25 protein-coding genes are annotated in these 25,157 nt (G+C 69.5%); 9 read left to right on the plus strand and 16 right to left on the minus strand.

Features of this window, described 5'->3' with window-relative positions; genetic code table 11:
- Positions 1-101: 101 nt before the first annotated feature.
- Positions 102-971: an alpha/beta fold hydrolase gene (locus L3Q67_RS44000; protein WP_499187316.1), complete on the plus strand. Its 870-nt coding sequence runs from the start codon at positions 102-104 to the stop codon at positions 969-971.
- Positions 972-1,139: 168 nt separating this feature from the next.
- On the opposite strand, the gene L3Q67_RS44005 is transcribed toward L3Q67_RS44000, so the two are convergent.
- From L3Q67_RS44005 to L3Q67_RS44025, 5 genes are all read right to left on the minus strand, one after another.
- Positions 1,140-1,799 carry a transcriptional regulator gene (locus L3Q67_RS44005; RefSeq protein WP_499187317.1) on the minus strand — a complete coding sequence of 220 codons (660 nt, stop codon included), beginning with the start codon at positions 1,797-1,799 and terminating at the stop codon, positions 1,140-1,142.
- On the minus strand, positions 1,796-2,926 hold the full coding sequence (locus L3Q67_RS44010; RefSeq protein ID WP_499187318.1) for a sensor histidine kinase: 1,131 nt from the start codon (positions 2,924-2,926) through the stop codon (positions 1,796-1,798). Before L3Q67_RS44010 ends, L3Q67_RS44005 begins: the two co-directional genes overlap by 4 nt.
- Before the next feature lie 195 nt (positions 2,927-3,121).
- The gene (locus tag L3Q67_RS44015; RefSeq protein WP_499187319.1) at positions 3,122-3,874 is read right to left on the minus strand and encodes an FHA domain-containing protein; all 753 of its coding nucleotides are present in this window, start codon (positions 3,872-3,874) and stop codon (positions 3,122-3,124) included.
- A gap of 62 nt (positions 3,875-3,936) precedes the next feature.
- Complete coding sequence (locus tag L3Q67_RS44020) at positions 3,937-5,685, minus strand: serine/threonine-protein kinase (protein ID WP_499187320.1); 1,749 nt, start codon at positions 5,683-5,685, stop codon at positions 3,937-3,939.
- A 69-nt stretch (positions 5,686-5,754) separates the two neighbouring features.
- Positions 5,755-6,534 (minus strand): polysaccharide lyase family 7 protein, encoded by a 780-nt coding sequence (locus L3Q67_RS44025; RefSeq protein WP_499187321.1) that lies wholly within the window; start codon positions 6,532-6,534, stop codon positions 5,755-5,757.
- Positions 6,535-6,653: 119 nt separating this feature from the next.
- Between L3Q67_RS44025 and L3Q67_RS44030 the strand changes: the two genes are divergently transcribed.
- Entirely contained in the window at positions 6,654-7,814 is a 1,161-nt protein-coding gene (locus L3Q67_RS44030) for a polysaccharide lyase family 7 protein (protein ID WP_499187322.1), read from the plus strand.
- Between the two features lie 143 nt (positions 7,815-7,957).
- Here L3Q67_RS44030 and L3Q67_RS44035 read toward each other — a convergent pair whose 3' ends face one another.
- The 6 genes from L3Q67_RS44035 to L3Q67_RS44060 form a co-directional block, all read right to left on the minus strand.
- Positions 7,958-8,926, minus strand: coding sequence for a beta-propeller fold lactonase family protein (locus tag L3Q67_RS44035; protein ID WP_499187323.1), 969 nt, complete (start codon positions 8,924-8,926; stop codon positions 7,958-7,960).
- A 369-nt stretch (positions 8,927-9,295) separates the two neighbouring features.
- Positions 9,296-9,892 carry a TetR/AcrR family transcriptional regulator gene (locus L3Q67_RS44040; RefSeq protein ID WP_499187324.1) on the minus strand — a complete coding sequence of 199 codons (597 nt, stop codon included), beginning with the start codon at positions 9,890-9,892 and terminating at the stop codon, positions 9,296-9,298.
- Positions 9,893-10,201: 309 nt separating this feature from the next.
- Positions 10,202-10,906 carry an STAS domain-containing protein gene (locus L3Q67_RS44045; protein ID WP_499187325.1) on the minus strand — a complete coding sequence of 235 codons (705 nt, stop codon included), beginning with the start codon at positions 10,904-10,906 and terminating at the stop codon, positions 10,202-10,204.
- Between the two features lie 346 nt (positions 10,907-11,252).
- Positions 11,253-12,467 carry a PQQ-dependent sugar dehydrogenase gene (locus L3Q67_RS44050; protein WP_499187326.1) on the minus strand — a complete coding sequence of 405 codons (1,215 nt, stop codon included), beginning with the start codon at positions 12,465-12,467 and terminating at the stop codon, positions 11,253-11,255.
- A 161-nt stretch (positions 12,468-12,628) separates the two neighbouring features.
- Positions 12,629-13,099: a VOC family protein gene (locus tag L3Q67_RS44055; RefSeq protein WP_499187327.1), complete on the minus strand. Its 471-nt coding sequence runs from the start codon at positions 13,097-13,099 to the stop codon at positions 12,629-12,631.
- A gap of 32 nt (positions 13,100-13,131) precedes the next feature.
- Positions 13,132-13,629: a pyridoxamine 5'-phosphate oxidase family protein gene (locus L3Q67_RS44060; RefSeq protein WP_499187328.1), complete on the minus strand. Its 498-nt coding sequence runs from the start codon at positions 13,627-13,629 to the stop codon at positions 13,132-13,134.
- 137 nt (positions 13,630-13,766) lie between these two features.
- Between L3Q67_RS44060 and L3Q67_RS44065 the strand changes: the two genes are divergently transcribed.
- The 4 genes from L3Q67_RS44065 (at position 13,767) to L3Q67_RS44080 (ending at position 18,360) form a co-directional block, all read left to right on the plus strand.
- On the plus strand, positions 13,767-14,642 hold the full coding sequence (locus tag L3Q67_RS44065) for a LysR family transcriptional regulator (RefSeq protein ID WP_499187329.1): 876 nt from the start codon (positions 13,767-13,769) through the stop codon (positions 14,640-14,642).
- 136 nt (positions 14,643-14,778) lie between these two features.
- Positions 14,779-16,284 carry an amidase gene (locus L3Q67_RS44070; RefSeq protein WP_499187330.1) on the plus strand — a complete coding sequence of 502 codons (1,506 nt, stop codon included), beginning with the start codon at positions 14,779-14,781 and terminating at the stop codon, positions 16,282-16,284.
- A gap of 11 nt (positions 16,285-16,295) precedes the next feature.
- Entirely contained in the window at positions 16,296-17,489 is a 1,194-nt protein-coding gene (locus L3Q67_RS44075) for a serine hydrolase domain-containing protein (protein WP_499187331.1), read from the plus strand.
- A 43-nt stretch (positions 17,490-17,532) separates the two neighbouring features.
- On the plus strand, positions 17,533-18,360 hold the full coding sequence (locus L3Q67_RS44080; RefSeq protein ID WP_499187332.1) for a MerR family transcriptional regulator: 828 nt from the start codon (positions 17,533-17,535) through the stop codon (positions 18,358-18,360).
- A 45-nt stretch (positions 18,361-18,405) separates the two neighbouring features.
- Here the strand turns inward: L3Q67_RS44080 and L3Q67_RS44085 are convergent, their stop codons facing one another.
- On the minus strand, positions 18,406-18,699 hold the full coding sequence (locus L3Q67_RS44085; RefSeq protein WP_499187333.1) for a hypothetical protein: 294 nt from the start codon (positions 18,697-18,699) through the stop codon (positions 18,406-18,408).
- A 277-nt stretch (positions 18,700-18,976) separates the two neighbouring features.
- On the opposite strand from L3Q67_RS44085, the gene L3Q67_RS44090 reads away from it, so the two are divergent.
- Entirely contained in the window at positions 18,977-19,468 is a 492-nt protein-coding gene (locus L3Q67_RS44090; RefSeq protein WP_499191791.1) for a 2'-5' RNA ligase family protein, read from the plus strand.
- 141 nt (positions 19,469-19,609) lie between these two features.
- Positions 19,610-20,476, plus strand: a complete 867-nt coding sequence (locus tag L3Q67_RS44095) for an alpha/beta hydrolase family protein (RefSeq protein ID WP_499187334.1) — start codon at positions 19,610-19,612, stop codon at positions 20,474-20,476.
- Positions 20,477-20,662: 186 nt separating this feature from the next.
- On the opposite strand, the gene L3Q67_RS44100 is transcribed toward L3Q67_RS44095, so the two are convergent.
- The 4 genes from L3Q67_RS44100 to L3Q67_RS44115 form a co-directional block, all read right to left on the minus strand.
- Positions 20,663-21,106, minus strand: a complete 444-nt coding sequence (locus L3Q67_RS44100) for a hypothetical protein (RefSeq protein ID WP_499187335.1) — start codon at positions 21,104-21,106, stop codon at positions 20,663-20,665.
- Between the two features lie 51 nt (positions 21,107-21,157).
- A complete protein-coding gene (locus tag L3Q67_RS44105) occupies positions 21,158-21,910 on the minus strand; it encodes an HD domain-containing protein (RefSeq protein WP_499187336.1) in 753 nt (250 codons plus the stop codon).
- A 20-nt stretch (positions 21,911-21,930) separates the two neighbouring features.
- The gene (locus L3Q67_RS44110) at positions 21,931-22,884 is read right to left on the minus strand and encodes a GlxA family transcriptional regulator (RefSeq protein ID WP_499187337.1); all 954 of its coding nucleotides are present in this window, start codon (positions 22,882-22,884) and stop codon (positions 21,931-21,933) included.
- Between the two features lie 91 nt (positions 22,885-22,975).
- A complete protein-coding gene (locus tag L3Q67_RS44115) occupies positions 22,976-23,947 on the minus strand; it encodes a TetR/AcrR family transcriptional regulator C-terminal domain-containing protein (protein ID WP_499187338.1) in 972 nt (323 codons plus the stop codon).
- Between the two features lie 168 nt (positions 23,948-24,115).
- Between L3Q67_RS44115 and L3Q67_RS44120 the strand changes: the two genes are divergently transcribed.
- Positions 24,116-25,141 carry a fatty acid desaturase family protein gene (locus L3Q67_RS44120; protein ID WP_499187339.1) on the plus strand — a complete coding sequence of 342 codons (1,026 nt, stop codon included), beginning with the start codon at positions 24,116-24,118 and terminating at the stop codon, positions 25,139-25,141.
- Positions 25,142-25,157 lie beyond the last annotated feature (16 nt).

Below are 25,157 nucleotides of genomic sequence, written 5' to 3' on the forward strand. Positions count from 1 at the left end.
ACGCGCAGTTGTCCACCCCGAGGTGACGATTTCGGCCGGTGCCTTCCCTAGCCTGCACGGGCAGTCGTTTTTCCCCACCAGTTCCGCACCAGGAGTACAAAATGACCCGTAGGGCATCCACTGTGATCGCGCTGTGCTGCGCCGTGGCCGGCGTCGCGCTGGCAGGCTGCGAGGAAGCCCCACCGGCGGAATCGGACCAGAGCTCCTTCACCGGGATGACGAAGATCGACGTCGACGGCCGCGCGGTGAACGTGTCCTGTTCGGGCAACGCCGTCGAAGACCGCCCGGTCACCGTGCTCCTGCACGGCGGCGGCGACGGGCTGGAGAAACTGGCCCGCCTCCAGGAAACCCTGGGCGGGCAGGAGCGGGTCTGCTCCTACGACCGGCTCGGCTCGGGCCTGAGCGACCAGCCGGAAGGGCCGCAGACCATGGAGAGCACCGGGAAGGTGCTGACCGCGGTGATCGACCGGTTCGCCGGGGACGCCCCGGTGGTGCTGGCCGGGCACTCGCTGGGCGGGCTGATCGCCGCCCGGTACGCGCCCGACCACCAGGACCGGGTCGCGGGCCTGGTGCTGCTGGACGCCACCTCCCCGACCCAGGGCGCCGATCTCGCCAGGGAGATACCGCCCACCGCCACCGGCATGGCGGCCGAGTTGCGGGACCAGACCGTGGCCGTGCTCCAGGGGCAGAACCCGGAGAAGCTGGCGATGCCCGACGGAGAGGTCCGGTCCGCCGGGAACATCCCGGTGGCGGTGATCCAGCACGGGAAGCCGTACCTCACGGCCGTGCCCGAGTACGGGCCGGGCCTGGAGCGGGCGTGGGCCGAAGGGCAGCAGAAGTGGCTGGCGGTCTCCAGCAGCAGCACCCTGACCACCGCGGCGAACAGCGAGCACTACATCTACCTCGACGAGCCCGAGGTCGCCGTCCAGGAGATCAAGCGCGTCGTCGGGGAAGCCGCCGAAGCCCTGTAGGGCCTTAGGCGCTGTCCTGTGAGTTTGGTCGATGGGCTTCGTGATCCAGGTGGTTCCTGGCGGTGCGGGCGATTCGGCCTCGTACTGGCCGTACTCGGCCGAACTCGCCCGTGCCGCCAGGGACCGCCTGGGCGCGGAGAGCGCGACCTTGACTCGCAGGAGGAGCGCCTAGGTGACCAGGCCGTGGCGGAAGGCGTAGACCACGGCCTGGACTCGGTCGCGGAGGCCTAGTTTGGCGAGGATGCGTGAGACGAAGGTCTTGACGGTCTCCGGGCTGATCACCAGCGTCGCGGCGATCTCGCTGTTGGACCGGCCGTCCGCGACGAGGCGCAGCACTTCGAGTTCCCGGGGGGTCAGCGAAATTTCGGTCGCCTCACCGTCGGCGGGCCGGATGCGGGAGGCGTACCGGCCCACGAGCTGCCGCGTCACCTCGGGAGCCAGCAGCGCCGCGCCCGTCGCCACGGTCCGGATGCCGTGCAGCAACTGGTCCGGCGGCGCGTCCTTGAGCAGGAACCCGCTTGCCCCGGCACGCAGGGCCTCGTAGACGTACTCGTCGAGGTTGAAGGTGGTCACCACGAGCACCTTGGCCGGGCTGGGCACACCCGCACCGGCGAGCAGCGCCGTGGCCCGGATGCCGTCGAGCACCGGCATGCGCACGTCCATCACCACGACGTCCGGGCGCAGGCGGGCGGCGAGGTCGACCGCGCTCCGCCCGTCCCCGCACTCACCGGCCACCTCGAGGTCGGGCTGGGCGTCGATGATCGTCACCAGCCCGGTGCGGACCAGCACCTGGTCGTCGCAGACCAGGACCCGGATCGGCGCGGTCACGAGGAACTCCCGGCCGGGATGCGGGCCCGCACGTAGAAGCCGCCGCCCGTGCTGCGGCCCGCGCTGAAGTCGCCGCCCAGGACGCCGACCCGGTCACCCAGCCCGGCGAGGCCCCGGCCGCTCCCGCCGGGGGACACGGTTTCCGAGCCGGAGCCGTCCGTGCTGACCTCCACGGTGATCTCCCGGTCACCGTGGTGGACCTGCACCGAGGTGGGGCTGCCGTGGGCGTGTTTGAGGGCGTTGGTCAGCGCTTCCTGCACGACCCGGTAGGCCACCGGACCGGCGCTGCCGGACAGCTGCGCCGGGGTGCCTTGCTCGGTGAACTCGACCGGCTGCCCGGCCCGGCGCGTCTGCTCCACGAGGTCGAGCAGGCCGTCGGCCCGGGTGCCGTGGTCGGGGTTGAGCACGTCGAGCAGGTGCCGCAGGTCGGTGAGGGCCCGCCTGCCGGTGCCCGCGACGTCGGTCAGGGTCCGGTCAAGGCGTTCCGGTTCGGTGGTCAGGTACCGGGCCGCCTCGGTCTGCACGACCATCGCCGTCACGTGGTGGGTCACGACGTCGTGGAGTTCGCGGGCGATGCGGGCGCGTTCGGCGGCGCGAGTTTCCTCCGCGACACGGAGGCGTCGTTCGGCCTCCGCGAGCCGGGTGGACCGCCACCACGCCCCGATGCCCCAGGCGAAGACCAACGCCAGGTAGAACGTCACGTACTCGGCCGGCGACTCGCCCGCGCCGAGCAGCTCGAACGTGACTCCCAGCAGCACGTACGCCGTGGTGAGCGCCAGCGCGGTGGTCCGGCGTCGCCGCTGCAGCTGCGAACTCGCGATCAGCATCGCGACGGGCAGCGCGGTGCCCGCGAACGAGTGGTACCCGCGAAGCTGGTCGATGGCGAAGCCGAGCACCACCACGGCGAGGCAGAGGACCGGCCACCGGCGGCACACCGCCAGCGGGACGCACTGGAAGGCGATCGCGACGATGGCCAGCAGGTCGTAGGACCGCGCGGGCATACCGCCGAACTGCGTGCCCTGGCTGTGCAGCGCCGGTACCAGCGACCCGGCGAAGAGCACCAGCCCGATCGCGGGGTACCAGACCGCGCCACCGCGCGGCTTCGAGACCCACCGGAGGTTGACCACGGGCAGAGCTTATTCCGGCAGGCCGGGCCACCGGCACGCCGCACCCCCACCCGCCGTCACGCCGACCTTGCTGTCCACTGTGGACGTACGGCCGAGTGGAGCCACCACGACTACCGGTCGACGTGGTGGCGTCGCTGTTCCCCACCTGCCGAGTGTCCAAAACGGACGGTTCATCCCGGGTGGGCGTACCGCGAATCACACGGAATCGAGCAGGGCCAGGTCCGGGGGAACCAGCGTGGTCGACAGGATCAGCTCGCGGAGCAGGTTGTCGTTGAGCGTGTTCCCCACCGGCTCCCCGACTTCCTCCCGCAGCAGCCCGTGCACCCCTGCCGCGGACAGCCGGACGCGGACGTCGGAGACCATGTGCTCCACGCGTTTGACGCTCCAGTTCGCCTCCGGCTGCAACTCGGCGAGCATCAGCGCGGCCTGCTGGCGGGAGATCGGCTGCGGGTTGGCGTCGTGGAAGAGGTAGCGCTGGCCCAGCACCACCAGCAGCAGCCGTTCGTCGGGCGTGAGCGGCCATTGCCGGGGCTGGTGGGTGACCGCGTCGTACCTGGCCGCGGGCTGGCCGCCGTCCTCACCGGAGATGTACAGCTCCAGCAGGTGTTCGCGGTCGCGCGAACCGCGGATGAACATCGGGGTGTACCCGGTGAGCAGCGGAACCGGCTCCTCACCGGGGAACAACCAGTTCGCCTTGGGCAGCCGGATGGGGAGCCGCCCGGTGTTGCTGACCCACCAGTGGGAGTCCCGCCGGACCAGCAGGCCGTGCCGGCGGCTCACCCGCGGATCGGTTTCGCCGACGGGCAGGTCGACCTCGGTGCGGTTGCGGCCGAACCGGATCGTGCGGCCTTCCACCGGCACCGCGGTGATCCGGCCGGTCACGGTGAGCGCGACGACGGTGCTCGCCGCGGCCGGGGGTACGCCGCGCGCCAGGCTTTCGCGAGTCATGCCTGCCTCCCTGTGTTCCCGGTGGCCGTCCAGTCTGACCGGGGCCGCGGGGACCCCTCCCCTCAGCGCGGCAACCGGGACGCGGCCGCCTCGGCCAGGGCGATCGCCCGCGGGCAGTACGCCGAATCCGGGCGTGGACCGTCGACGGTGAGCACCATGACGTCGATCGTCGGCCCGGCCGGCTGCCCGGACGGCCGGTGGACCACGTGCACCGTGCACGCGTCGGTTCCCGCCCTGATGTGTGCTTCGTGGCCGGGGAAGGAAATCGGGTCCCCCTCGACCGGCGAAGTACTGGAGTGCTGGTCGTACCGCACCAGGACGTCGATCTGGTCGGCGGTGCCGAACCACCGGCAGCGCCACCCGCCGAAGCCCTTCGCCCCGGCACCGGCGTCGATCGAGGGGTAGACGGCCAGCGCGGTGCTGTCCAGCAAGGTGCAGGCGTCGACGTGGGCCAGTGAAGACTCGGGCAACGGGGCATCACGACGCGGGATCGGCCCACGCTCGAGCACGCGGCGCACGTGCTCCGCGGCCACGTCGGCGGTGGTGCAGAGCCGTTCCTGGGGCTGGGGGCCCTTCGCCGCGATCTGGATGCCGTACCGGTCGTCCACTGTCACCGGCCGGGCGCATTCGTCCTTCCCCGGCGGGCCCTCGTCTTCGAACATCTCCCCCACCACGGGGTGCCGCTTGAGCCGGAGCAACTGCACCTCGATGTCCACCGCCGTGGCCGCACCGGATCCCGGGGAGAGGATCACGTCGCAGCGGTTGAAGTTGCCCATCGCCTGGTGCAACTGCGTCGGCACACCGAAGTGCGCGCTCAGCGCCTCCGCGTCGAGCAGGGCGCAGGGCGAGGCGGTGTGCTCGTCCCCCACCAGGTCTTCGGCGGGTTCGTCCTGCCACAGCAGGGGAACCAGCGCCGCGGCGGTCACCGTCGCGGCGAGCCCGGTCGCGGCGAGCACCAAGGGGGTGCGCCGGCGCCACCACGGCCGGCGGGCAACCGTGGCGGACGACCAGGCGATCCGCTGGGGGCCGGCGATCTCCTCGAGCCGCTGCCGGACCTGTCCGGCGTCCGGCCGCCGATCCGGCCGGACCGCCAGCATGTCGCCGAGCAGCGGCGCCAGCGGCCCCGCCCGGGACGGCTTCGGGACTTCGCCGCCGCGGACGCGCTCCAGGATTTCGGCCGGTTCGCCGGTGCCGAACGGCGGCTCGCCTTCCAGCGCGGTGAACAGCGTGGCACCCAGGGAATAGACGTCCGAGGCTTCGTCGGCCGGGTGCCCCTTCGCCACCTCGGGCGCGACGTAGGCGGGGGTGCCGCTGAGGTTGCCGTCGTGGGTCCAGGTCACCTCACGCCAGACGGAGATGCCGAAGTCGGTCAGCTTGGCCAGCCCGTCTTCGGTGACGAGTACGTTGCCCGGCTTGACATCCCGGTGCACGATCCGGCACTGGTGCAGGGCGGCCAGCGCGGCCGCGATCTGCACGCCCACCGTCGCCACCCACTCCGGCGGCCGCGGCCCCTGCTCGGCCAGGACCTCGTCCAGGCTCCGCGCGTGCAGGTACTCCATCACCAGCCAGCACCCGTCCGCCTCGACCGTGTCGAAGATCGAGATGGCGTTCGGGTGGTGCACCTGCGCGGCTGTTTCGGCTTCACGGACGAACTGGAGCCGGTCGGCCTCGCTGGCCATCACGTGCGGCCGCTTGAGCGCCACCTTGCGTTTGAGCTTGCGGTCGAAAGCCGTCCACACCAGGCCACCGGCCCCACCACCGGTGACGTCCTCCAGCTGGTAACGCCCGTCGATCACATCTCCCGTGCGCACGCAAGGTAGTGTAGCCAGCTCGCTGTGCTACCGGAGCCGTTTTCCGGGCACATCCGGCGGGCCGGTGGCTCACCGGTGCGTCACGGACAGCCCGTGGATGATCACCTCGCCGAAGTTCCCCGCCTCGCAGGGGGCAGACCTCGCGCAGTTGGCCTGGGTGTAGGCACCGGCCTTGAAGTAGGCGCCCGCGAAGGTGGCAGGCAGCGTCACCTTGGGCACCCCGTTGTAGAACGCCTCGATCCGGCCGTCGCGCACCTGGAACTTCGCCTGGAACCGGGTGCCGAGCACGTAGTTGTCGTCGATCAGCGCGAAGTTCGGGTCGTCCCCGTTGGTGACGTAGAGCTTCCGGCCTTCGAGCCGGAAGACGGTGACGTCGTCCTCGCCGTCGTGGATCTGGCCCGCCACCACGTGCGGTTTGTCGTTCGGCAGGTGGGTGATCGTCTGGTCGATGACCATGGTGTGGGTGCCAGAATCCGGGGGCCAGCTGATGTGCTGCGTGCCGCTACGCGTCATCTCGTGCAGTTCCGACCGGGGGTAGCTGCTGTTGGGCGTGGTCACCCCGTTGACCGCGCTGCGGAAGCGGACGCCGTCGCAGGCCGCGGTGGGCACGAACCACGGGTCGACGGCGTACCCCTTGAGCCGGGGCTGGCGGATCTCCAGCGGCTGGGGGCCCGGCTGGACCGGATCGTCGACCGGCAGGGTGATCTTCCAGTTCTTCAGGTCGAGCACCTGGGCCGGCCGGGTGCACCCACCCCCGCCGGTGGCTTCGGTGGCGTTCACGGCGGGTGCCACCAGGTTCATCGAAAACGCGCAGGCGACAACACCCACGGCCAGTCTGATCGACCGCATCCTTCTCCCAAGCTCGTCGGAGTTCCGCCCCCGGAACGGACGCTAGGTGCTCGGTCCCGGGACCGGTCCCCGCGCGCTGTGGCCATTTTGGTCAGGTGTCCAACCGAAGTGAGGTCCTCATGAGAAGAACTCTTGGCGTGGTGCTGGCGACGATCGTGGCCGGGGTCCCCGGCGCGGTCACCGCCGTCGCGGCCGCGGCGGGTTCTCCCCTGCAGATCGCGGGAGCATCGGCCAGCGCGGACGACGGCAACGTCGCGGCCAACACGCTCGACAAGGATCTGAGCACGCGGTGGTCGGCCGAGGGCGACGGGGTGTGGATCCAGTACGACCTCGGCACGGCGCAGACCGTCGGCTCGGTGTCCCTCGCCTGGCACAAGGGCGACACCAGGAAGCACACCTTCGACGTCGAGACCTCCGCCGACGGCTCTTCGTGGAAGACCGTGCTGGCGAACAAGGTCAGCGGTGACACCACGCTGGAGCCGCAGAACTACGACTTCGCCGACGGCTCCGCCCGGTACGTGCGCGTGGTCGGCCACGGGAACACGGCCAACGAGTGGACCAGCATCACCGAGGCGGCCGTCCACGGGGCCGACGGTGGCGGGGGCGGCACCTGCGCCTACCCGGCCGACGTGCTAGACCTGCGGAAGTGGTACGTCGGGCTGCCCATCGGCGAGGCGGAGAAGCCGAAGAACGTCGAACAGCCGGCTCTCGCGACGTACTCGATCGACCCGTGGTTCACCACCACGCCGGACTGCACGGCGGTCCAGTTCCGCGCCGCCGTCAACGGGGTGACCACGAGCGGGTCCAACTACCCGCGGTCGGAACTGCGGGAGATGACCGGATCGGGGCAGACGAAGGCCAGCTGGTCCTCCACCTCGGGCACGCACACGATGACCATCGACCAGGCCATCACCGCGGTCCCGAAGGGCAAGCCGCACGTGGTCGCCGGGCAGATCCACGACGCCGACGACGACGTGTCGGTCTTCCGCCTGGAGGACAAGAAGCTCTACGTCACCCACGGGGACGAGGACGAGGACTACACGCTGGTCGACGACAGCTACGAACTCGGCGAACGGTTCCAGGCGAAGTTCGTGGTGAGCGGCGGCAAGATCAAGGCGTACTACAACGGCGTCCTGAAGGCCACGCTCTCCGACAGCTTCACCGGCGGGTACTTCAAGGCGGGCGCGTACACGCAGGCCAACTGTGGAAATGCGTCGCCGTGTTCGAGCGGCAACTACGGCGAAGTGAAGATCTACGGTCTCGAAGTGACCCACAGCTGACACGCTTCACCGGCCCGCCGCCCGCGCGTTACGGGCGGTGGGCTTTTCTCAGCGTCCCCGGAATTCGAATTCGCCCGGCCTTTCCGCCAAGCGCGGAGTTCATCGGGATTCAGCTCCCGCCGAATCGATACGGCTGCGCCGGATCAGGAGGAGACGGCGAGGCCTTCCGGCCCGCTGCCGACCGGCACGGTGGCGGTCGCGGTGAACGTGCCGGTGTCGATGACCGACATCGAGTCGGCGGCGGTGTTCGTGACGTAGACGAAGCTGTTGTCCGGGGCGGCGGCGGCGCCTTCCGGTTGTGCCTGCACGGAAACGGTCGAAGTGACCACGCCGGGCGAGCTGGCCGTGATCGCCGGGCCGTCGAGCACGGAGACCGCGTCCGAGCCCGCGTTGGCGACGTAGACCTGACCCTGCGGCGTCACCGAAACACCCATCGGCGACTCCCCGACCGGCACGGTCGCCACGGTGGTCCCGGCGGCGGTGTCGACCACCGTCACGCTGTCGGAGCCGGTGTTGGCCACGTAGATCCGGTCACCCGCCGGGCTCGTCGCGATCCCGGCCGGGTAGGTGCCGACGGGGTAGGTCGCCACCACCTCCTGCGTGCTGGTGTCGATCACCGAGACGCTCTGCGAGCCGTTGTTGGTGACGTAGACCAGGCTGCCGTCGGGGCTGGTCACCGGCGTGTGCGGGAACCGCCCGACCGGCAGGGTGCCCACCGGGGTGTCGGTGGCGGCGTCGATGACGGTCACCGTGCCGTCCCCGAAGTTGGTCACGTACACGTGCGCCGGCGTGGCGGCGACGCCGAACGGATTGGCCCCCACCGGCACGGTCGCCACCACCGCGTAGGTGCGTGCGTCGATCACCGAGACCGTGTCGGCCAGTTCGTTGGTCACGTAGACCCGCTCACCCCCGGGCAGGACGCCGACGCCGACCGGCGAGTCCCCGACCGGCACCGTGGCCACCACCTCCCCGCGCCGGGTGTCGTAGACGGTCACGTTGTCGGATCCGGTGTTGGCCACGAAAACCTGCACCCGCGGCGGGTAGCGGTTCGCGTGTGCGGTGAGCGGGGCCAGGAGCACGAGCAGGAAACCGACGGCCACCAGCCGTCGCACGGCGTTCCTGCGGGGTTTTGGCGGACGCGCGGTCATGAGCCCTGCCATGAAAGTTCCTCATTTCCTGCCGGCAGGCAAGTCCAAAGTAGACGAACATATTTCAGGAAAGCGTTTCGGCTTCGGCCGTCGATTCCGAACTTAGTCGCCGTCCGTATCCGACGCTGTCCTTCAGAATGGCCACGCCACGCGTTTTCATCGCTCGCTTGCGACTATCGGGTGGATAACCCCACCCGAAAGTTGATCTTGCCGGGCGTTGCGACCCGCCGCCACATCGCAGCAGCGAATTCGGAGCGTGATCGACTGTACGTGCGGTCGGCAAAGCTACGCATTTATGCGTGCGTGAATACGCATATATTCGAATAGGGAATGTCAGGCCCGCGACTGGACGGCCGCCAGCAGAATCCGCTGCAAGCTGTCGAAGGCCCGATCGAGGTCGACGCGCTCGGGCGCCAGCCGCCATTGCTGGTGGATGCCCATGGTGGCGCCGAGCACCACCACGCCGACGTCGTCGGGGGTGACGCCCTCGGGCAGCCCGCACCCGTCGTAGGGCTGCTCCGCCCAGGCCGCGATGTGGGCGCGCATCGCGCGGTGCAGTTCGACGTACCGGTCGTGCACCGGCGAGTCCTCGTCCATCGCGTCGCCGAGCAGGCTGATCATCAGCTTGGTGATCGGCTGCCGGACGAACGCCGCGCTCTGATGAGTCAGGTCCCGCAGCCCCTCCGGGCCGGGGAGCCGCGGCTGGGCGGTGTTGCGGGCGACCAGCTCGAAGGCGTGCTCGACCACCGCGAGCAGCAAGCCCTCCTTGTTGCCGAAGTGCCACGGGATGGAGCCACGGCTGATGCCGGCTATCTCGGCCACCTCGGCGACGGTCGTCTGCCGGTAACCCCGGGCCGCGAAGGCCGTCGCGGCCGCCTCGACCAGCAGCCGGCGGCTCTCCTGACTGGTTTCCGCGCGGCGGGTGGGCATCGCTCTCCTCGCAAGGTGACCGGCGAATTCGTGGCACACCCTAGCGCATATGCCAGTCATCTGATTCTATGTCAGCTGACACAGGCGTGACGGGGAAACACCGATCGGTCCGCTCCAGGGCGGACCGATCGACTGTGTGTGGTGGCCGGGGGTTCGGACTGGGGGTCCGAACCACTCCGGCACCGCGCGGCTCAGCCCGCCGACCGCGTGCGGTTCACCGTCACTTCCCACCGGGGGATTCGAACTCGGGCACTGCGATGGCAGGCGGCTCGGTGTCCAGCACCGCCCAGACCACCTTGCCCTCGGCCATCACCGGACTGCTCCCCCACACCTTCGCCAGCTGCGCGACCACCACCAAGCCGTTCCCGCCGCCGAGCCGCCCTTGCCCTCGCGGATGACGGCCGGGTCCGGGGAAAGGTCACCCACGGCGACGCTGAGCAGGTCCGCCCGGAGTTCCAGCCGCAGCGCCGGTTCGGACTGGGTGTGGACGAGCACGTTGTCGACCAGCTCGTTGGCCACGACCACCGCGTCGGTCACGACTTCGTTGCCCGGCAGCCAATACTCGGTGATGTGCCGGGTGAACTCCCTGGCCTGCCGGGTGGTGCTGATCAGCCTGGGCAGCGTGAGCTTGGCCCGCCGCCGCTGGAGCCGGTCCCGCGCTCCGCCCACCGCGTCGTCCACCGTCGGGAACACCGGGACGAACCGGGGCACCGGCGTGTGCTCGAAGAGCCGCCGCGACGACTCTTCGCCGGCGACGAGCAGCACGGGCACGCCCGGCCAGTCGGACAGCCGCATCGACACCTGCGCGAACACGCTCACCAGGCTGGACGTGGCGACGCTCAGCTTCTCGATGTCCACGATCACCGCGGACGGCTGCTCCACCGCGCACTTCAGCATCACATCGCGCAACTCCGGATACCCGGCGATGGTCAATTCCCCGGAAACCGCCACCACGCGGCACCCCGACCGCTCGGCCACCGAGATGGAAAGGGCTTCGTCCCCGCCGGTCGTCACGAGCCGGCTCTCCCGCCTCCCAGGCACTGACTGCCCCGGATCGCCGCCGGCACCCACCACCGGGTGCCCGCCCAAGCGTTCCACGCTACACCGGCTCCTGGCACCTTGACCCCGACTTCTGGCTTTACCCCCGATCGGGCCGTCATCACCGCGGACGTCCACGTCACGGCAATGCTATGAGTGGGGCATTACTTGCGTTGAATGCAAGTAATGCCCCACTCATAGCGTTTGCCTTCTTCAACTTGGCTGGTCTGGGGCCCTGAGTGTGGAACTCAGCTGCCCGAGTGTGGGGTTCGGCTTCCTGGACGTGGAACTCGGCTGCGGGTGGGGAGCCGCTTTGCTCGGCTCACCGCGCCGGAGCGGGCGGAACGTGCTCGATGCGTACGCGGTTGAGCCATCCGGGGAGGTCGCTGAGTACGTAGAGTTCGCCGTGTACGTCGGTGGCGATCGCGGTGGGCTGGGTGGGGAAGTAGCCGATGGTCGCGGATTCGTAGCCGCCGGCGGAGTTGGGGCGTACCGCGAATACGCGGGTGGAGCAGTAGTCGCTGGCGAGGTAGGTCCCTCGTGCCTGCGGGGTTTCGGAGCCGCGGTAGACCACACCGCCGGTTACCGAGCAGTTGTCGTTGTAGTGGTCGTATTCGAAGACGGGGTCGGTGTACTTGCCGCCCGATCGGCATTGGTCCGGGTCGAACACGGGGGTGCCTTCGCGGCAGGACCAGCCGAGGTTCGCCCCGCGCTGCCAGGGGCGGATGTGGTTGATTTCCTCGACCAGGCCCTGGCCGACGTCACCGATCCAGAGTGAGCCGTCGACGGGGTCGATGGAGAAGCGCCAGGGGTTGCGCAGTCCGTAGAGCCAGATCTCCGGGCGGGCGCCCGGCGTCTGGGTGAAGGGGTTGCTGGCGGGTACGCAGTAGGGCTTCGTCCCGCAGGCGCGGTTGACATCGATCCGCACGATCTTGCCGAGCAGGGTGCCGAGGTTCTGCCCGGCTTTGAACGGGTCGTGGGTGTGGCCGCCGTCGCCGAGGGACCAGTAGAGGTAGCCGTCGCGGCCGAACGCGACCTGTCCGCCGTTGTGGTTGCCGTATTCGGCGTGTTCCTGGGTGAGCAGCACCTGTACCTGCTCGGGGGCGCCCCCGAGGGGTACTCGCGCGAGGGTCAGCGCGCCCGCGGGCAGGCTCGTGTAGGCCACGTAGAGCATTCCGGTCGAGGCGAAGTCCGGGGCGGGGGTGATGCCGAGCAGGCCGCGTTCGTTGTCCGAGGGATCGATCCGGGCGGTCAGGTCGAGCACCGGCTCGGCCGCCAGGCCGGTGCCGGGGTGGTAGGCGCGGACGGTGCCGTTCTTCTCCGCGATCAGCATCCGCCCGTCGGGCAGCCCGGTGATCGCGATCGGGCGCCGCAGACCGGACGCCACCTGTTCGGACACCACGGTCAGCTCCGTGAGCGGCACCGCGGGGGTGTGGGAGGTGCCGCCCGCCGTCACCGGAGGCAACAACAACGCGGACAGGGCCAGAACGAGCAAACCGGCCAGCATGGTGACCGGGCGACAACGCCGTCGCGACATGGTTCAGCTCCTCGAGCAGGTGGGGGACGCGGTCTGGGAGCGCTCCCAACCATACCCCGGCCACCCGGCAACATCCAGACGCCTTTTGCCGGGCGGAGAAGCGCAAGCCACCGGGCAGCCGCGCGAAGTCCGCAGCCGTTAAACCGACGCCGCCCCGCCGATCACCGGATTTCCTCGGCGAGCGCGACCATGATGCCCGCGGGGCCGCGCAGGTAGCAGAGCCGGTAGCTGTTCTCGTACTGCACCAGCTCGCCGACGAGTTCGGCGCCGTGTGGCCGCAGGCGCTCGATGATGTCGTCCATGTTCTCGACGGCGAACATGATGCGATGCGCGCCCAGGGTGTTCGCCGGAGCTTGCGGGTTGCCGTCTCGAACCGACGGCGTCTGGTACTTGGTCAGCTCGAGCCGTCCGTGGCCGTCCGGCATGCGCATCATCGCGATGTCCGACCGGACTCCCTCGAGCGCGACGAGGCGATCCACCGAGCTGCCCTCGACGGTCGCCTCGCCTTCCAGTTCCATCCCGAGTTCGGCGAAAAAAGCCTTCGCGGCGGCGAGGTCGTCAACGACGATGGCGACGTTGTCCATCCGCTGGATCGTCCCGCGTGCGGGGTTCGGCTGGCGGGCGTTGTCCATGGTGATCTCCGTTCGGCGGTGGGTGTGCGGGTTCAGGCGCGCTGGCGTTCCTGCTGCCGCCGCATGAGTTCCTCGATGGCGGTGGGCAGGGTGGTCTCGAAGTCGATCAGCTTGACCCAGGTCGGCTTCACCACGACCCGGACCATGCTCTCGTAGAGCGACTTCACGCCCACCTCCCACTCGGTCCGCTGCTCGGGCGTCATCTCGTAGGTGCCGTTCCACCGCAGGTACTCGTCCGGGATGCCGTCGACGAGATCCAGCTCCGCGTTGCCGCGCAGGAGCAGGATCTTCGGCGGGTGCGACTCGGTGTCGATCGTCAGCGCGACGGCGGGATTCCGGCGCAGCGCCGGGAGCTTCCGCGCGTTCGTCGCGGTGCACATGACGATTTCCGTGCCGTTCCAGACGATGCCGATCGGGATCGACCGCGGCGTGCCGTCCAGCGCGACGAAGGCCAACCTGGCCAGGTCACGGGCCAGCAGTTCCTGGCTGAGTGGGCGGTTCAGTACCTCGTCGATGGTGTGCTGGTCCACGGTTCGGACTCCTCGGTTTGGAAGCGGCGGCGCTGGACCCGGCTGTGGCCGGGGATCCGGGTCTCGCTGAGCCTTCCGCACGCCGACTCATTCGTCCAATGACAATAGTGGGGCCAACACATGCGTATCTTTGATACATGCTGGATATCCTGCGGTTACGGGTGCTCGCGGCGATCGCCGCGCAGGGCTCGGTCACCAAGGCCGCCAAGCAGCTCAACTACTCCCAGCCCGCCGTCAGCCACCACCTGGCCAAATTGGAAGCCGAGACCGGGGCCCGGCTCGTCCAGCGGGTCGGCCGGGGCATCCGGCTCACCCCCGAGGGCCGGCACCTGGCCCGCCGCGCCACCGAGATCATCGGCCGGGTCGATGCCGCCGCCGCGGAACTGTCCGCGATGGTGGGCCTGCGCACCGGCCGCGTCCGGCTCGCGGGCTTCCAGTCGGCGCTCGCCGCGCTGGTGCCGCACGCCGTGGGCACCGTGCGCCGCGAACACCCCGGCATCGAACTGCATCTGGTCGAGGCCCATCCGCAGGTGGCACTCGACCTGCTGCGAGCCGGGGAGGTCGATGTCGCGGTCGTCTTCCGCTACGACGAGACGACCCCGGACGACATCCGCGCCACGCACCTGTTCGACGACCCGATGTACCTGCTCAGCCTCGAACCCGGCCAGACACTGGCGGGCAACCGCGGCTCCGCCTGGATCGCGGGCTGCGAGAACTGCCGCCGCGAATTCCTCGAAGCTTGCGACAGGGCGGGGTTCGTCCCGGCCATCGCGTACACCAGCGACGACATCATCGTCCAGCAGGCACTGGTCGCCGCGGGCATGGGCGTGACCACCATGCCGGGACTGGCACTGCGCACCCACCACGCACCCGGGATCGAAGCCAGTCCCCTCCCCGACTTCCAGCGGCACGTCTACCTGGCCACCTACGGCGACCCACCGGACCCACCCGCGACCACGGCGTTCGTCGCCGCTCTGCGTCAGGCCGTCCGGCACGGGCAATGGGGCACATGAATTGAGACATCCATCCCATTGCCGGATGTGGCATTTCATGGCCTGCGGCGCGCGCGATTTCACCGACAAAGGTGGTCTCCTTATTGCGCGAACCGGAATTTCGTGCCCACCGCGGCAGTCCGATAACTTCGGATTCATGGAATGGAGCTTCGAAACAGCCGAAGGACTTATCGCCGCATTGCGCGCCGGTGCGGTGACATCGGTGGAATTGACCGAGGAGGCGATCGCCCGTATCGAGCGCGAAGACGAGGTGATCAACGCGATCTGCGTGCCGGACTTCGACCGGGCGCGGACCACCGCACACCGTGCCGACCAGGCACGCGCGCGTGGTGAGGACCGGCCGCTGCTCGGTGTTCCGGTGACGGTCAAGGAGTCGTACGACATCGCCGGGCTGCCCACGACCTGGGGCATGCCGCCGCACCGGGACCATGTGCCGTCCGAAGACGCGGTACAGGTGTCGCGGCTCAAGGCCGCGGGCGCGGTGGTGCTCGGCAAGACCAACGTGCCGCTGGGGCTGCAGGACATCCAGAGCTTCAACGACATCTACGGCACCACCACCAACCCGTGGGACCACGGTCGCACCTCGGGCGGCTCCTCCGGCGGGTCGGCGGCGGCACTGGCGTCCGGGTTCGGCGCGTTGTCCATCGCCTCCGACATCGCCGGTTCGCTGCGCACCCCCGCACATTTCTGCGGCGTCCACGCGCACAAGCCGACGCTCGGACTGGCGGCGACCCGTGGCATGGTCCCGCCGTCCGAGCCGGCCTTGCCGACCGATCTCGATCTCGCCGTCGTCGGTCCGATGGCGCGCTCCGCCCGCGACCTCACGCTCCTGCTCGACGTCATGGCCGGGCCGGACCCGCTGACGCTCGGCGTGGCGCACCGCGTGGCACTGCCACCCGCCCGCCACGAACGGCTCGGTGATTTCCGGGTCCTGGTCCTCGACGAGCATCCGCTCATCCCGACCGGGTCCGCCGTGCGGGCGGGCGTGAACCGGGTGGCCGCCGCGCTCGTCGACGGTGGCGCCCGCGTCGAACGGCACAGTCCGCTGCTGCCCGACCTGACCGAAGCCGCGACGCTCTACATGCAGTTGCTGATTTCGGGATCGGTCGCGCGTTTCCCCATCGACTCGCTCGAGCAGCTACGGACCCGCGTCGCCGGGCTCAGCGCGGACGACCAGAGTCTCGACGCCGTGCGGCTGCGCGCCTTGCTGTTCAGCCACCGCGACTGGATGGAGGCGAACCACCGCCGTGAACTCCACCGCCACGGCTGGCGGCGGCTGTTCGCCGAGTTCGACGCCGTGGTGTGCCCGATCACCCCGACGCCCGCGTTCCCGCACGACCACACCCCCAATCCGATGGAACGGCGCATCGACATCGACGGCGTCGAGTACCCCTATTTCGACCAGCTCGTCTGGGCCGGCCTGGCCACCATGCCCGGCCTGCCCGCCACCGCCATACCCGCGGGCCGGTCCCCCGAGGGCCTGCCGGTCGGAGTGCAGCTCATCGGCCCGATGTTCGAAGACCGCACCCCGCTGCGGCTGGCCGAACTGCTCGAGCGGAAAATCGGCGGCTTCCAGGCACCGGAGCAGGGCGCACGAACCCCGGCGAAGGAAGGTCTTGACCCCTCCCCTGGGTCAACCTGAAGCCTGGGCCCATGAACAACAACATCAAGACGCCGAGCGGCGGCTTCCGGAAGAAATGGCGGCGAGCGGCAGTCACGGCGTTGGCGGTCACGTTGCTGGCCTCACCCGGCGTGGCCACCGCGGACAGCGGCAGGCAGCATCGCCCGGAGTTGCAGGAGGCCGCTCAGGGGTTCGTCGACGTCGGTTTCGCCGGGATGCAGCTGCGGGTGCACGACCAGCGCGGCGAGTGGGTCGGCAGCGCCGGGGTGCGCGAACTGGGCGGGACCGCGAAGCCGCCGACGAACGGGCTCTTCCGGATCGGCAGCAACACCAAGACCTTCGTCGCGACCGTGGTCCTGCAACTGGTGGCCGAAAACAAGATCGGGCTGGACGCACCGGTGAGCCGCTACCTGCCGCAGTTCGGCATGGACCGCCGGATCACCGTGCGGATGCTGCTGCAGCACACCAGCGGGGTGTTCAGCCACACCGGCGACTACTACAACGGGACGACCATGCCGGGCCTTCCCTCGACGGGCCAGGAATGGGTGGACAATCGGTTCCGCACCTACCAGCCGGAAGACCTGGTGCGGTTCGCGCTGGCGAAACCGGCACTGTTCGAGCCGGGGTCGGATTGGAACTACTCGAACACCAACTACACGATCGCCGGACTGTTGATCGAAAAGGTCACCGGTCGTTCGTACGCGGAAGAAATGCAGCGGCGGATCCTGCGGCCGCTCGGGTTGCCGGGCACCGTGGTGCCGGGTGACCGGCCGGGCATCCCCGGACCGCACGCCCACGGCTACTACCGCTACCAGGACGCGGGCCAGCCGAAGACGGTCGACGTCACCCGACAGAATGTCTCTTTGCTGTTCGCCGCCGGTGACATGATCTCGACCACCCAGGACCTCCACAAGTTCTTCTCCGCGCTGGTGGGCGGCAAGCTCCTGCCGGCCCCGTTGCTGGCCGAGATGCGCACGCCGCACCCGAAGGCCGACTACGGGCTCGGGCTGTTCGTGGAGGACGCGGGGTGCGGCGTCGCAGTCCTGCGCCACAACGGCAGCACCATCGGCTACGGCGCGTTGATGTACAGCACGCTCGACGGCAGCAAAACCCTGACCGGCTCGATCACCGCCGGAAACGTCGAAGCCGACCTGGCCGAGGGCTACCCGAAGGCGTTGGGCAAGCTGCTCAGGGCGGTGTTCTGCGACGGGCGGGCCACGAACTGACGGCGGTTGACCTTGACCTTGGGTCAGGCTCCAAACTCGTCTCATGGCTCCCTCGACCCACTCGGTCACGTCGACCTCGATCGTGATGCCGCCCGCCGGTGGCATCACGATCGGCCAGGCGGCGGCCTTCGTCGGCATCACGGTGAAGACCGTGCGGCACTACCACCGGCACGGGTTGCTCGACGAACCCCGGCGCGACAGCTCCGGCTACCGGCGGTACGGATCGGCCGATCTGCTGCGGCTGGTGCAGATCCGGACGCTGGCCGCCGCCGGGGTGCCGCTGGCCGAGGTCGGGCCGATGCTCGACGCCGACGCCGAGCAGTTCGCCACCGCGCTCGTCGGCGTCGAACGGCGCCTCACCGAGCGGATCGCCGAGCTGAACGCGCGGCGCGACACCCTGCGGCAGCTCGCCGACGGCGACCGGCTCCTGCTGCCCGACCGGGCGCTCGCGATCCTGGACCGGCTCACCGCTCTCGGCTTCGACCCCGACTACGTGGCGGGCAAACGGGAAGCGCTGGTGCTGGCCAGGGCGCTGGCGCCGAAGTTGTTCGACCTCTTCCTGACCCAGTTCGAACACCGGCTCGACGACCCCGCGTTCGTCGACCTGACCAAACGCGGCTGGGACGCGCGGTCCTGGGAACCGGACGACCCGCGGATCGCCGAGCTGGCGGACGCGCTGGCCGACAACCTGCTGGCCGACCGCGAGCACCTGGCGATACCGGCGGACTTCCAGCCCCGGCCCGACGACGTGACCCGATACGGGCTGATCAACCACCACGGTGAAAACCGGGCAGCGACGACTTCCGCACGGCTGAACGCCCTCGTCGAGGCCAGATTGCGTGCCGCGGGCGTACCCATCCCCCACCAATGACGACGGTCCCGGCCGCCACTCGCCGAGTGGCGGCCGGGAAACCACTCAGTCGACCATGCGCAGTTCGAGCAACCAGCCCGGGCTGTCGAAAGTGCACCGGTAATCCACGACCGCGCCGACACCGATCATGTCGCGCCCGGCCTGGCGGCATTTCTCATAGGTCGAGTAGACCTTCCAGTCGATCCACACGTCCGGGGCGTTGATGGTCGTCTCCGTGCTCGCCTGCGGCGCCGGATCCGCGCTGGCGACGAGACCGCTGGCCCCGCCGGCGAAAACGGCGGCCACTGCCATTGTCGATGCCGCGATAAATCGTGCCGCGTTCCTGGGTGTAGCACTCATCAATGCTCTCCTTCGATTTGAGCATTCCGGTGACCGACCCAAGCTTTCAGCCTCGCCGGAGAACCGCAAGCGAACAGGCTCGCCCGGACCGGGTTGACGATCGGCGAACTCGGACGCACCTTCGATCGTCACTCTGAGACCCCAAGATGAGTCAATTCGCTTGTAGGTGTACACCTGCGGTCCCGATAGCATCATGTGAACCCCAACCTGCCGAGGGAATCAGCCTAGAATGGCTGGTGAACTTTGCCGCGGAGGTTTTGTGAGTGTTCCCCCTTTGGTGATCACGCTGGCTGTCGACCAGGAGACGCAGCAGGCGTGGGACGAGCTGCGCCGGACCTGGTTTCCGCCCAGCCGGTTGCTCGTCGGCGCTCATCTCACCCTCTTCCACGCTCTCCCGGGCGTGCATTCCGACGCGGTCGTCGCTACCTGCACCGATGTCACCAACAGCACACCGCCGTTCCCGCTCACCGTGGACGGCGTTCGCTCCCTCGGCCGCGGCACCGCGCTCACCGTGTCATCGCCCGTCCTCGTGCAGCTCCACCAGACCTTGCAGAGGCGCTGGCGCCCGTGGTTGACCGCCCAGGACGCCCAGCCGCTCAGGCCCCATGTCACCGTCCAGAACAAGGTCACCCCCCAGATCGCGGCAGCCACCCTCGACCTCCTGCGAGCCGACTTCACCCCGGCCGAGGCCACCGCCACCGGCCTTGACGCGTGGCACTACCTGGGCGGCCCCTGGCGTCCGCTGGCCTCATTCCCCTTCACGGGCTGATACCGGAGGCATGCTCCCATTCACCCATTCGGGTGCACGCGAATGGACCTACTGGCTGGTACGTTTGCCTTACCCGTTCGGGTGGCCTGGGCCATAGTCGACCCCCGGCTCTTCACGTAAGAATCCTGAAGGAGCACTCCTGTGCCCAAACGACTCACCGGTGCCGCGCTCGCCCTCGCGCTGGGCGCCGCTGTGTTCACCGCCCCCGCCGCGAGTGCGGCCGAGAACCCCTACGAGCGTGGACCCGCCCCCACCGAGTCCAGCATCGAGGCCACCACCGGCCCGTTCGCCACCGCGACCAGCACGGTTTCCAGCCTGGTCTCCGGCTTCGGCGGTGGCACGATCTACTACCCGACCAGCACCAGCGAGGGCACCTACGGCGCGCTCGCCATCTCCCCCGGCTACACCGCCGCCCAGTCCAGCATCTCCTGGATGGGCCGCCGCCTGGCGTCACAGGGCTTCGTGGTGATCACCATCGACACCAACAGCCGCTACGACCAGCCCGCCAGCCGCGGTGACCAGCTGCTCGCCGCCCTGGACTACCTGACCCAGCAGAGCCCGACCACCGTCCGCAGCAAGATCGACCCGACGCGGCTCGCCGTGGCCGGGCACTCGATGGGCGGCGGCGGCTCGCTGGAGGCCTCGGTCAAGCGCCCCAGCCTGGAAGCCGCCATTCCGCTGGCTCCCTGGAACCTGGACAAGTCCTGGAACACCGACCAGGTGCCCACGTTGATCGTCGGCGGCGAGTCCGACTCGGTGGCCCCGGTCTCCAGCCACGCCGAGCCGTTCTACACCTCGATGTCCAGCGCCCCGGACAAGGCGTACCTGGAGCTGAACAACGCCAGCCACTTCTTCCCGAACACGCCCAACACCACGCAGGCCAAGTACATGATCTCGTGGTTGAAGCGGTTCGTGGACAACGACACCCGCTACGAGCAGTTCCTCTGCCCCGGCCCGTCGAAGTCCACGCTGGTGGAAGAGTTCCGCAGCACCTGCCCCAACAGCTGACCCTGCCGGTTCCCGCCCGCCTCGGTGGGCGGGAACCGTTGCCTTTACTCGAAGCCGACGGTCGCGGGTGGCACAAGCCGCCCGCACCCTCGCAGAGGTTTCAGTAGCCAGAGGCGGACTGTCCTGTCAGGACGGTCCGCGGCGGCATTTGACCGACCAGGCACGAAACTCACCTACGTCCCTGCCTCAGGCGAAGGTCACCGCGGCCACCCACCACATCACCACGCCGTGGGCGATGATCAGTGCGACCCGGAGCCGGTGCGTGGCCAGCAGTCGCCGTAGCAGCGCGCGGTCCAGCCGGGTGGACAGGCGGACCTGCAGGGGCGCCCAGTACGCGGCGGTCGCGGCCGCCATGGTGATCGGCAGAGCCAGTGCCAGCCACACCGTCCATGCCGCGACCCGATCGGGCGGCCACACGACGAGCAGTGCCGAGCCCACGATGCCCAAGCCGTGAGGGACGAAGACCGTGTCGGGAAGCCGTCGCTTGTGGGCATTGTGGTAAGCACGCCAGTCGTCCGCACCGACCAGCGCCCACACGGGGTAGACCACCCGCTGCGTGAGCCAGATGACTCCGACGTTGAACATCGCCACCGCCAGCGTGCCCAGCACCACTACCTCGCGTGCGTCCACCGCACCCCCTCCTGATCGACGTCCCGGTCCGCCCGCACTCGCCTGGCGTGATCAGTCTTTCCAGCTGTTCGCGTCGAGGATCATGTCCCAGGTCAGGTAGGGCAGCGAGGGGTGGCGCTGGTGGTGGATCTCGCCGGGCAGGGTCATCGGGGGTGCCTTGAGCGGGTTGGCGGTGGTCTGCTCGATCATGGCGTCGGTGAGCGCGCGGGCGCCGCCGAGGCGGGGGTGGCGGCTGTGCACGCGGTCGGCGTATCCGGGCGGCAGTTGGCCGGGGTCGTCGGGGCCGGTCAGGTCGATGCCGATGCCGGTCTGCGCGATGCCGATCTCGGCGGGGCGACGGCGCTGGAACACCGGTGACCCGTGTATGTGTTGCGTGGTGTGCAACGCGATGGCGTCCCACACGGTGTCCACCCGGTGGTCGGTCACGCCGCGCTCTTCGAGGAACCGGGCGGCGAAGTCGGCGCCGGCGACCTCGAACCGCTGGTCGGTGTTTCCTTCGTCGGTCAGCCCCATGTCGTGCAGCACGCAGATGAGGAACACCAGTTCGGTGTCGTAGTCCTCGCCCGCTCGCCTGCCCTGCCGCTCGGCCGCCGCGCGGGCGAACAGGAAGCTGCGCAGGCTGTGGTTGCGCAGGAACGGTTGCTGTGTCTCGGTGACCAGTGTGTGCGCCTGCCTGGCCAACCGGGTGGTGGGAAAGGACAGTCCGGGCGGACTCGCGGCGACGGCGACGGCCGGGAGTCCGGCCGTGATCGCGCCGGTGACGGCGCCGCCCAGCACGGTGCGGCGGGGAACGGAATGCGACATGGTGTCTCCTTCGAAGAGTTCTACGAGTGGGCGAAGCGTTGCCGGTATGCGGTGGGGGTGATGCCGAGCACCTGGAGGAAAACCCGGCGCAGGGTCTCGTCGGAACCGAAGCCGCAGCGGCGGGCCACGGTCTCCACGCCGGCATCGCCGGATTCGAGCAGGGTGCGTGCCGCCTGTACCCGGACCCGCGTCACGTACTGCCCGGCGGTAATACCGAGGTCACGCTGGAAGAGGCGGGCCAGGTGGCGTTCGCTGAGCATCGCGCGCGCGGCCATCCCGGCCAGGGTGTGGTCGGCGGCCGGGTCGGCGACGACCGCGTCGAGCACCGCGCGCAAGGCGGGAGCGCGGGGCGGGGGAAGCTCGCCCCAGACGCTGAACTGGGACTGGCCACCGGGCCGGCGCAGGAACACCACCAGGTTCCTGGCGACCGTTCGTGCCGCGTCCGCACCGTGGTCCTCCTCGACCAGCGCGAGGGCCAGATCGATGCCGGCGCTCACCCCGGCCGAGGTCACCACGTGGTCATCGCGCACGTAGATGGCGTCCGATCGGACCGTCACGCCGGGGAACCGCGCGGCCAGCTCGGCGCACATCGCCCAGTGCGTGGTCGCCCGCCTGCCCCTGAGCAGGCCCGCCTCCGCCAGCAGGAACGCTCCGGTGCAGACCGAGGCGACCCTGCGGGCGGCGCCACCGAGCCGGCGGACCTCGGCGATCAGTGCCGGTGGGAAGCCGTCGAGCAGGCCGGGTTCCGGGCCCGGGACGACCACCGTGTCCGCCGGGTAGTCCACTTCGGACAGTGCACGGTCGACACCGAGCACGACCCCGGTGTCCGTGCGCACCGGCTTGCCGTCGAGCGAGGCGAGACGTGTCCGGTAGCCACCCGCACCGGTGAACACCTGCACCGGACCCGTGAGGTCGAGAAGCACCACTCCCTCGCACACGATGACGACGACATCCCGTTGCTCCGCCTCATCCACACCGGAAGTCTCACGCCCGAGCCCGAGGTCTTCAAGGACAACCACCCCACAGATTCGGACACCGGCAGGAACCTGGTGGCCGCCGTCCCCGCTAGGTCGCCTTCGGCACCCGCTCGCCCACCAGGATCGCGACCCCGTCGAGGTGCCGGGCGAGGCTGTATTCGAACAGCTCGTCGAGGTCGAGTGCCGTTTCGTCGTGGGCCTCGGCCAGCAACGGGAACCGCCCGCTCGCGAACAGCTCCTCGGCCCGCGCCCGCTGCGCCTGCAACCACCTGGCGAGCGTCACCCCGGTCTCCTGCTCGGCCTCCACTTCGTCCGCTGTGGACAGTGCGACGGTGAGCACCAGCGAGTGCAGTGCCACCGCTTCCTGCATCCGCGTCCGCAGCGGAAGGCCGAGGCCGTCGAGGGCGCGCAGGATCCACTCGGTGTGCACCATCAGGTTGGGCGAGAACGAGGGCCGGGTGAACGAAATCGCCTGGGGCAGCCAAAGGTGTCGCCAGCACAGCGCCCATTGCCGCCGCGCGACCAGTTCGAGCTTGGCCCGCCACCCCGCGGGCCCCGGATCGGGTAGTTCCGCTTCACCGAAGACCAGGTCGGCCATCTGCGTCACCAGGTCGTCCTTGTTCGCGATGTGGCGGTAGAGCGACATCGCGCCCACCCCCAGTTCGGCGGCGATCCGGCGCATGGACACGGCTTCGGCCCCTTCGACGTCGGCGATCGCGATGGCGGTCCGCAGCAGGTGCTCGCGGCTGAGCGGCTGCTTGGCACTCGCCGGACGCGGAGGCAGCCGGGAGGCGGGCCCCTTCACCCGGCCGGACGGCAGCGACCGGCCGGGGGACGCGCTGACCACCGTGCCCGACCCGACCTTCGCTTCGACGAGCCCGTCTTCGCGCAGGGTGGCGACCACCCTGGTCGCGGTCGCGATCGCGACCCCCCAGCGGTCCGCGATCTGGCGGATGGACGGCAGCCGCTCCCCCGGCGGGAGCTCACCGGACCGGATCCTGGCTCCGATCTCCCCGGCGATGCGCAGGTAAAGCGGCTCCGATGGGGTCCCAGACGGCATGTGCGGCTCCTGATCCACTCGTCGACACCGGCGAAGTGTACTAGTTCACTTCGGACAGACTAGTGCACTTCTTTCTTTCGTACAAACAGAAATCCTTGTCCAGACCACCGGCGTCATTACACTGGGCGCAGTCGATCAATACACTGTACGCATCCTGGTTAGGCGATCATGTTCCCCAGCGCACGCCCGTCGGCGCGAACCGCAAGCGACTTCGCGCACCTGTCCCACCGCATCTCCGAACTCGGCCTGCTCGACCGGCGCCCGGCGTACTACGCGGGCCGGCTCACCGCCGTCGCGCTGCTGTTCGCCGCCGGCTGGGTGGCCTTCACCCGGCTCGGCGATTCGTGGTGGCAACTGGCGGTCGCGGCGTTCCTCGCCGTCGTGTTCGGACAGATCGCCCTGGTGTCGCACGATTTGGCCCACCGCCAGGTGTTCCGCACCAGGAAGCCGAGCGAAGTGGCGGGCAGGCTGGCCGGGAACCTCGCGATCGGCATGGGTTACGGCTGGTGGATGGACAAGCACACCCGCCACCACGCCAACCCGAACCACACGGAACTCGACCCCGACGTCGACCCCGACATCCTGGTGTGGTCGAAGGACCAGGCCAGGGCCAGCCGCGGACTGCCCCGGTTCATCGGGAAGTGGCAGGCGTTCCTGTTCTTCCCGCTGCTCACGCTCGAAGGCTGGAACCTGCACTTCTCCGGCATTCGCGCGGCTCTCCAGCCGAAGATGAAGCACCGGTTCCTCGAGGCCGGCCTGCTCGTCGCGCACTTCGCGTGGTACTTCGGCGCGGTCTTCACCGTGCTGCCGGTGACCAAGGCGCTGGTGTTCATCGTGGTGCACCAGGGACTGTGGGGCGTCTACCTGGGTTCCATCTTCGCGCCCAACCACAAGGGCATGCCCATGTTCAGCGGGGACCAGCGGCCGGACTTCCTGCGCAGGCAGGTGCTGACCTCGCGGAACGTACGCGGCGGCCGGTTCGTGGACAACGCGCTCGGCGGGCTCAACTACCAGATCGAGCACCACCTCTTCCCCAGCATGCCTTCACCGAACCTGCGCCGGGCCGCCCCGGTGGTGCGGGCGTACTGCGCCGAAATCGGTGTCCCGTACCACGAAACCAGCCTGCTCGACTCCTACCGGCAGGCCCTGCGACACCTCCACCAGGCCGGCGCCCCGCTGCGCGCCGCCGAGTGAACCACCCCCAGCACAC

Source organism: Saccharothrix sp. AJ9571 (genome assembly GCF_021725495.1).
Taxonomy (GTDB): domain Bacteria; phylum Actinomycetota; class Actinomycetes; order Mycobacteriales; family Pseudonocardiaceae; genus Amycolatopsis; species Amycolatopsis magusensis.

Bases quoted from the DNA above. Each gene is read 5' to 3' on its own strand.
- L3Q67_RS44000 (WP_499187316.1), top strand. From the start codon at position 102: ATGACCCGTAGGGCATCCACTGTGATCGCGCTGTGCTGCGCCGTGGCC.
- L3Q67_RS44015 (WP_499187319.1), bottom strand. From the start codon at position 3,874: ATGACTCGCGAAAGCCTGGCGCGCGGCGTACCCCCGGCCGCGGCGAGC.
- L3Q67_RS44025 (WP_499187321.1), bottom strand. From the start codon at position 6,534: ATGCGGTCGATCAGACTGGCCGTGGGTGTTGTCGCCTGCGCGTTTTCG.
- L3Q67_RS44030 (WP_499187322.1), top strand. From the start codon at position 6,654: ATGAGAAGAACTCTTGGCGTGGTGCTGGCGACGATCGTGGCCGGGGTC.
- L3Q67_RS44040 (WP_499187324.1), bottom strand. From the start codon at position 9,892: ATGCCCACCCGCCGCGCGGAAACCAGTCAGGAGAGCCGCCGGCTGCTG.
- L3Q67_RS44050 (WP_499187326.1), bottom strand. From the start codon at position 12,467: ATGTCGCGACGGCGTTGTCGCCCGGTCACCATGCTGGCCGGTTTGCTC.
- L3Q67_RS44055 (WP_499187327.1), bottom strand. From the start codon at position 13,099: ATGGACAACGCCCGCCAGCCGAACCCCGCACGCGGGACGATCCAGCGG.
- L3Q67_RS44065 (WP_499187329.1), top strand. From the start codon at position 13,767: ATGCTGGATATCCTGCGGTTACGGGTGCTCGCGGCGATCGCCGCGCAG.
- L3Q67_RS44070 (WP_499187330.1), top strand. From the start codon at position 14,779: ATGGAATGGAGCTTCGAAACAGCCGAAGGACTTATCGCCGCATTGCGC.
- L3Q67_RS44075 (WP_499187331.1), top strand. From the start codon at position 16,296: ATGAACAACAACATCAAGACGCCGAGCGGCGGCTTCCGGAAGAAATGG.
- L3Q67_RS44080 (WP_499187332.1), top strand. From the start codon at position 17,533: ATGGCTCCCTCGACCCACTCGGTCACGTCGACCTCGATCGTGATGCCG.
- L3Q67_RS44085 (WP_499187333.1), bottom strand. From the start codon at position 18,699: ATGAGTGCTACACCCAGGAACGCGGCACGATTTATCGCGGCATCGACA.
- L3Q67_RS44105 (WP_499187336.1), bottom strand. From the start codon at position 21,910: ATGTCGCATTCCGTTCCCCGCCGCACCGTGCTGGGCGGCGCCGTCACC.
- L3Q67_RS44115 (WP_499187338.1), bottom strand. From the start codon at position 23,947: ATGCCGTCTGGGACCCCATCGGAGCCGCTTTACCTGCGCATCGCCGGG.
- L3Q67_RS44120 (WP_499187339.1), top strand. From the start codon at position 24,116: ATGTTCCCCAGCGCACGCCCGTCGGCGCGAACCGCAAGCGACTTCGCG.